At 34.0% G+C, this 6,798-nt stretch carries 7 protein-coding genes and 1 riboswitch; of the genes, 3 read left to right on the forward strand and 4 right to left on the reverse strand.

The genetic code is table 11. The annotated features are described in order from the left end of the window. Positions 1-4: 4 nt before the first annotated feature. Positions 5-976: a phosphate acetyltransferase gene (gene pta, locus LJE08_RS06945; protein WP_186998849.1), complete on the reverse strand. Its 972-nt coding sequence runs from the start codon at positions 974-976 to the stop codon at positions 5-7. A gap of 254 nt (positions 977-1,230) precedes the next feature. Here pta and LJE08_RS06950 point away from each other — a divergent pair, with 254 nt between their 5' ends. Together LJE08_RS06950 and LJE08_RS06955 are read left to right on the forward strand one after the other, a co-directional pair. After that, on the forward strand, positions 1,231-2,937 hold the full coding sequence (locus tag LJE08_RS06950) for an ABC transporter substrate-binding protein (protein WP_227402783.1): 1,707 nt from the start codon (positions 1,231-1,233) through the stop codon (positions 2,935-2,937). A 54-nt stretch (positions 2,938-2,991) separates the two neighbouring features. Continuing rightward, a riboswitch (THF riboswitch) is annotated at positions 2,992-3,089 on the forward strand. Positions 3,090-3,157: 68 nt separating this feature from the next. Continuing rightward, positions 3,158-3,709, forward strand: a complete 552-nt coding sequence (locus LJE08_RS06955) for a folate family ECF transporter S component (RefSeq protein ID WP_117924966.1) — start codon at positions 3,158-3,160, stop codon at positions 3,707-3,709. 14 nt (positions 3,710-3,723) lie between these two features. Here LJE08_RS06955 and LJE08_RS06960 read toward each other — a convergent pair whose 3' ends face one another. The 3 genes from LJE08_RS06960 to LJE08_RS06970 are packed head-to-tail and all read right to left on the reverse strand — an operon-like array spanning position 3,724 to position 6,043. After that, entirely contained in the window at positions 3,724-4,341 is a 618-nt protein-coding gene (locus LJE08_RS06960) for a flavin reductase (RefSeq protein ID WP_117924964.1), read from the reverse strand. A 58-nt stretch (positions 4,342-4,399) separates the two neighbouring features. Next, a complete protein-coding gene (locus LJE08_RS06965) occupies positions 4,400-4,831 on the reverse strand; it encodes a MarR family winged helix-turn-helix transcriptional regulator (RefSeq protein WP_117924962.1) in 432 nt (143 codons plus the stop codon). Between the two features lie 51 nt (positions 4,832-4,882). Beyond that, complete coding sequence (locus LJE08_RS06970) at positions 4,883-6,043, reverse strand: folylpolyglutamate synthase/dihydrofolate synthase family protein (RefSeq protein ID WP_227402784.1); 1,161 nt, start codon at positions 6,041-6,043, stop codon at positions 4,883-4,885. 42 nt (positions 6,044-6,085) lie between these two features. Between LJE08_RS06970 and LJE08_RS06975 the strand changes: the two genes are divergently transcribed. After that, positions 6,086-6,739: a uracil-DNA glycosylase gene (locus tag LJE08_RS06975; RefSeq protein WP_186998861.1), complete on the forward strand. Its 654-nt coding sequence runs from the start codon at positions 6,086-6,088 to the stop codon at positions 6,737-6,739. Positions 6,740-6,798: the final 59 nt, after the last annotated feature.

Below are 6,798 nucleotides of genomic sequence, written 5' to 3' on the forward strand. Positions count from 1 at the left end.
TAAATTAGATATCCATATCTTTTTGAGCAGCAGTTACAATAGCCATCTTGTAGATTTCATCTGAAGTACATCCACGAGATAAGTCATTGATTGGCGCGTTCAATCCTTGTAAGATTGGTCCAACTGCTTCATATCCACCTAAACGAGCAGCAATTTTGTATCCAATATTTCCACTTGACAAGTTAGGGAAAATAAAAGTATTTGCATGTCCAGCAACTTTTGAATTAGGAGCTTTTAAACGAGCAACTTCTTCACTTACTGCACAGTCAAATTGCATTTCTCCATCAATATCAAAATCAGCAATACGACGCAAACGATCACTTGCTTCAGTCATCTTAGCAACGCATTCACCTTTTGCACTACCCATTGTTGAGTATGATAATAATGCAACTTTTGGTTCTACACCAAATTGACGAGCTGAGTTAGCTGTTTGCATAGTGATTTCTACTAAATCATCTGTATTAGGGTTAATGTTGATTGAGCAGTCACCCATGATCAATTGAGATTCTTCTTTAATTAAAATGAAGCAAGAAGAAACTAATTGGTTTCCTGGAGCTGTTTTAATCAATTGTAATGCTGGACGTACAGTATCTGCAGTAGAGTATGTAGCACCACCTAATAAACCATCGGCATATCCCATTTGAACTAACATAGTTCCAAAATAGTTTGTACTCTTCAATGCTTTACGAACTTTTTCTTCGTCCATTTTACCACGACGTAATTCGACCATTTTGTGGACCATTTCATCCATGTGATCAAAGTTATTTGGATCGATTTGTTCGATTCCTTCAACATTTAAACTATTCTTTTGTGCACAGCCAGCAATTTCTTCTGGAGTTCCTAATAATACTGGGCGTACAACATCATTATTTTTCAAATCAATAGCTGCCTTTTGTACACGTGGATCCCAACCTTCGGTAAATACGATTCGTACTCCCTTTCCTTGGACCTTTTTTTCTAATTCATCAATAATCATAACTTTAACTACCTCTTTTCTATCAAAGTATAGTCCAAAAATGCTTTATTTACCACAAAAACAATGTGAACTTTTTCTCATAGTTTATCTACAAAATCTGTATACATTAAATAGCATATTGTTCATATTTTGTATACATTATGTATAAATTGTAATTATTTTACACACAAATGTAAATTAATGTAAATTTTACTTGCATTTTTCATTGTAAAGTTTTACACTAGTGACATCACAAGAAGGGATAGGTGCAAATTATGAAAACAAGTCACTATTTAAAGAAGGCCGGTGCCGTATGTATGGCAGCTGCAATGATGACTGGTTGTGCTGGTGGATCATCTGGTGCAAATGGAAAAACGTTGACAGTTGGCTTAAACACAGGTTTCAATGGAATTTTCTCTCCATTGTATTATCAAACTGTATATGATGATTACGTTATTGAAATGGTTTATCAAAGTATGTTGAGCTATGATTGTGATAATCAATTACAACCAGAACTTGCTACTGAACAACCAACTATTAGTGAGGATGGATCAACATTAACATTCAAATTGAAAAAAGGAGTGAAATTCTCTGATGGATCTAAATTGGATGCAGACGATGTTGTATTGACATTCACAGCTATGGCTGACCCAAGCTATACTGGTCGTTTCTCAACATATGTTGATTACTTAGAAGGTTATAAAGAATATCACGATGGAGATGCCAAAACTCTAAGCGGTGTTGAAAAAATCGATGATTATACAGTTGCTTTCCACTTGGCAACACCAAGAATCGATGCAATCAGCCAAGTTGGTACATTCCCAATCATCTCTAATTCACAATTCAAGAAATACAAAAAAGGTGATACAAAGATGTTTGAAGACAAGGCTAGTGAACCAATTGGTACTGGACCATATGTATTGAAAAACTTCCAAAAAGATTCAGCTGCCACATTTGTTAAGAATGATAAATTTAAAGCTGAAGATGGTGAATACCAAATTGATAACGTTGTAATGAAGATTTGTGATACTTCAACAGAACTTCAAGAACTTCAAAAAGGAACTGTTGACTTATTACCACAAGCTGATAATGCCGATAAAGTTGGTACAGCTAGTTTAGATAAGAACTTAACTTACAACAACTATGCATCAAGCTCAATGCAATACTTTATTTACAACTGTGAAGCTGGAGCCACTGCAGATCCTGCTGTACGTCAAGCATTAACTTATGCGATTGATCGTCAATCATTTGTTGATAGCTTCTACTCATTCTCTAAAGGAAGTAAAGATGTTAAGAAAACTCAACCTGGTTTCGTTCCAGTATTAATGGCTAACCCAATTTCATCACAATTAGGTGATATCATTACTGGTAAAGAAAAAGATGACAACATGACTTACTATGATTATGACATCGAAAAAGCTAAACAAATCTTAGACGATGCTGGTTGGACTGTAGGAAGTGATGGAAAACGTGAAAAAGATGGACAAAAATTAACTGTTCGTATGGTTTCTACAAAAGGTAAAGATCAATTAGATACAATGCTTCCAATGCTAGAAAAAGCTTGGGGCGATGAACTTGGCGTTGATTTCAAGACAAACTTAAGTGAATTCAACACAATGATGGCAACAGTTCAAGGTGATGATACAGTTAACGATTGGGAAGTATCCTACATGGGATGGCAATTTACTTCAGGTGATGACACTGGTATCAACTTATTATGCCAAACTGGTCAAACAGATAACACAGCTCGTTTATCAGATCCTGATTTAGATGCATTATTAGATACTGCATTACACACAACTGATCAAGCTGCAAGTACTGCTGCTTATAAAGAAGTTTACGAAAAAGTTTCTGCTTTATGTCCATATGTAGCAATCAATGGTTTAAGCTACTATGATCTATACAACAAAAAGATCAAAAACTTAGATACAGCTGCATTGTATGACTTCGTTAGAGCATTAGACAAAGCTACAATCGAATAACAATTAAAGAGATCTGTTGACAGATCTCTTTTTAATACATATAATTCAATTACATACAGAGTAAAAATATGTGCGTTAAGTGTCTTTAACACGGGGAGTTGGTTAAGGAACGAAAAGTTATTCTTGCGGTACATATTTTGCATCCCGCTGTTGTGATCGAAAAAATTAAAGACTTTCTTTTTTTGTATCGCAATATGGAAAAAAGGAGGTCTTTTTATATATGAATCAATACTTTGTAATGTTAAAAGAAAATGCACGCTCATTAAAAAACGTGCGTGTTATCGTAGGTGTGGCATTATTTTTTGCCCTAAATGTTATTCTTAACTTGTTTGGATCCATCCAAATCACAAACCAGTTAAAAATAGGCTTTGCATCCATTGCGACAGCTGCTAGCTGCTTACTTTATGGACCCATTCCAAACTTAGTGCTTGCACCATTATTAGATTTAGTCAATTACATGGTTAAACCTGTGGGTGCATATTATCCGATCTTTATGATTTCAACTATGGCAAGCGCATGTATTTTTTCAGCTTACTTCTATAACTGCGAAAGAATCACTTGGGTTCGCGTCATCTTATGTCGAATAACATATGATGTAGTTGTCAGTTTATTTCTAAACACACTATTTACATCTATGTTGTGGGGAACTCCATTCTTAGTTATTGCGAGTCCTAAATTAATCAAAAACTTAATTTCATTACCATTCCAAGTCGTTATTTTATATTTAGTAATGAAAACATGTATTCAATTAAAGCCAAAGGTGAACCGTTAATAGGTCCACCTTTTTTACTGCAATTTAAACATGTCTTTTTTAGCTCCACAAACTGGACATACATAATCATCTGGTTCACTTTCAAAATCATCACCATCATATACATATCCACAAACACTGCATACCCACTTTTCTTCTTTTCTGTATGTAGGTGCTTTTGCCGGTGCGCTTTGTTTTAATACATTATGATAATATGCATAGGTCATTGGTTTACCAGAATCACCTTTCTTGGCATCAACGACTTTTGCCAAGAATACAAAGTGTGTTCCTGCATCCATCTGACTTTGTACTTCACACATCATGTATCCTAACGCATCATCTACAACAGGCAATTCTCTAAACAAATGATGATTCAACTTCGCCCACTTATCTTTATCTTTTCCTGTTTGAAAACCTAAATCCGTAATCACTTGTGAATCTATTGTTTCAGGCAAGATTGATAAAGAAAAATACTTATTTTTTTCAATCAATGAACAAGTATAATTATCCTTGTTCATGCTCAAGGCAATTAGCGGTCCTATCGTAGAAACCTGAAATACAGTATTCACAATACATCCGCATTCGCGCATGCCATCTTTTACACCCACGGCATACATACCATAAGAAAGATCATACAAAACTGTGTTGTCCATAAGAACACCTCCCTTGTTACTTCTATTGTAGCAAGTTTAGTGGTTATATGCTATATAACTATTCTTCTTTTTCAACACACTTCTGTAATTTACTCATCGTCTGCTTCAAGCTTTTCATTTCTTCTACAGACACATCATTAAATAATGTTTTATTGATTTTACCAATCTCTTCATCAATAATCTTTAAAATAGGTTTACACTCGCCTGTGAGTTGTAAATGGTGTATTCGACTATCTTTTTCATCTATGCAAGTACAAATAAGTCCCTTTTTTTCCAACGAATCAACACTTCTAGAAATCAGAGTCTTTGAAACGCCTAACACCACTTTTAATTCCGTACTTGTTGTAATAGTTGAATTATTCTTTAAAACAATCAAGATAGATATTTCATTTGGTGAAAAATTAAATTCTTGAAAACTATCTTTTATTTTTTTTGCATAATAATCCCTCATTTGATTGGATATACGCAAAAACTCCTCAATCGTAAACATATTATCGCTCCAGTCTCAACAGAACAATTCTAAGCGCTAAAATAGGGTGTGTCAAACATTGCCCCATTTTTCTAATACTTCTCCTACATAATATAGAGAACCACATAATAAACTGTCTTCTTTTGTATCTAAAAGTCTTGAGATCAACTCATCCACTGTAATAATAGGATACCCTAATTTTTCTAATGGATATAGACGAGCACTCGATATTTCTACTAATGTAATGTCTTTACTAATGGATTGAAGTAATTCAATCATATGCGGTGCATCCTTCTCTTTTAATACCGAAAAATAAATCTTTCCTGTAAAATCCTTCAAAGATTGTGTCAACGCTGTTATTCCATGTACATTGTGTGCTCCATCTAATAAAACCAATGGATCTTTTCTAAGAACCATATATCTGCCTGCCCATTTAAAATGATCAATTACCTGTTGAATTTCATTTTCTTCGAGCCAAATTCCAAGTACATTCAACGTTTCTAATGCTAGAGATAAATTTTTAGCCTGATATAACGGTGGATTCAAATGAAATGTCATACCATTCCATCTCAATACATCAGTTTCTTGACAATCAATAAAACATAGTGGTGTTTTCATATAATCTGCAACAAGCTCCATTACTTTTTGACATTCCGGTTTATCTTCGGTTGTCAGAGCAGGAACATTTGGTTTAAATACACCTGATTTTTCATATGCGATTTTTTCAAATGTATCCCCTAAATATTCCGTATGATCAAGTCCTACATTAGTAATTAAGCAGGCTTCATAATCCAAAGCTGTTGTCGCATCCAAACGACCTCCCATCCCAGCTTCAATAATGCAGTAATCAACTTGTTGTTCAATAAAATAGGCCATTGACATCCATAGATCCATTTCAAACATTGTCATCTTATGTAATAAGAATAACTCTTCATATTGATCATAGATTCTTTCCCAATCAGCTAAAGTAATACATGTATCATTCACGCGTATTCTTTCTGTATGATGAATCAAATGTGGAGATGTAAAAACCCCTACTTTATATCCTTTTTTCATCAACAAATCTCTTAGCCAAATTGAAGTACTTCCCTTTCCGTTTGTACCAGCTACCTGAATCTTTTTTAAGGCTGTATGATTTGGTATTGCATCCGTTAACCATTGTCTGAATTCTAATAGGTCATGGTTTTTTCCACGACAATTTTCCATTTTATTAATTTTCTCTTGTACATTCATGGTATTATTATATCACTAAAGAAAGAAGTGAATCACATGATTATGCATAATGACTGGGATCAACTGTTTGATCAAGAAATACAAAAAGATTATTTACTAAATTTACGATATTTTTTAGCTGAGGAATATAAAACAAAAAATATTTATCCTGCAAAAGAAAATATTTTTGCAGCCTTTAAAACAACTTCTTTAAAAGATACAAAAGTTGTTATTTTAGGACAAGATCCATATCATGGTCCAGGACAAGCTCAAGGTTACTCATTTAGTGTACCAAGCAACTTTCCTTTACCTCCATCTTTACAAAACATGTATAAAGAACTAGAAAATGAGTATCAAACTCCTGTACATCGCACGGGTGATTTGACCGACTGGGCTAAACAAGGAGTACTATTAATGAATACTATCCTTACAGTTGAAGAGCATAAGCCTTTATCTCATCAAGATAAAGGCTGGCAGAATTTTACAAATGAAGCTTTAAGATGGATCAATGAAAAGGATGGCCCTGTTGTATTTTTATTATGGGGATCCAAGGCTATTCAATCTAAGAAATTACTGACAAATCCAAAACATTTAATTCTTACAAGTCCTCATCCTAGTCCTTTAAGCGCTTATCGTGGTTTCTTTGGAAATAATCATTTTAAGCTTGCGAATGAATATCTAGTTAAAAACAATGAAACGCCTATCCAATGGATATAGGCGTTTCAGACTGTTGACAAAGTGACTGTCGACAGTCTTTTTAAAATCTGATAGAATAT

This window comes from Holdemanella sp. DFI.5.55 (assembly GCF_020593575.1).
GTDB lineage: Bacteria > Bacillota_I > Bacilli_A > Erysipelotrichales > Erysipelotrichaceae > Holdemanella > Holdemanella hominis.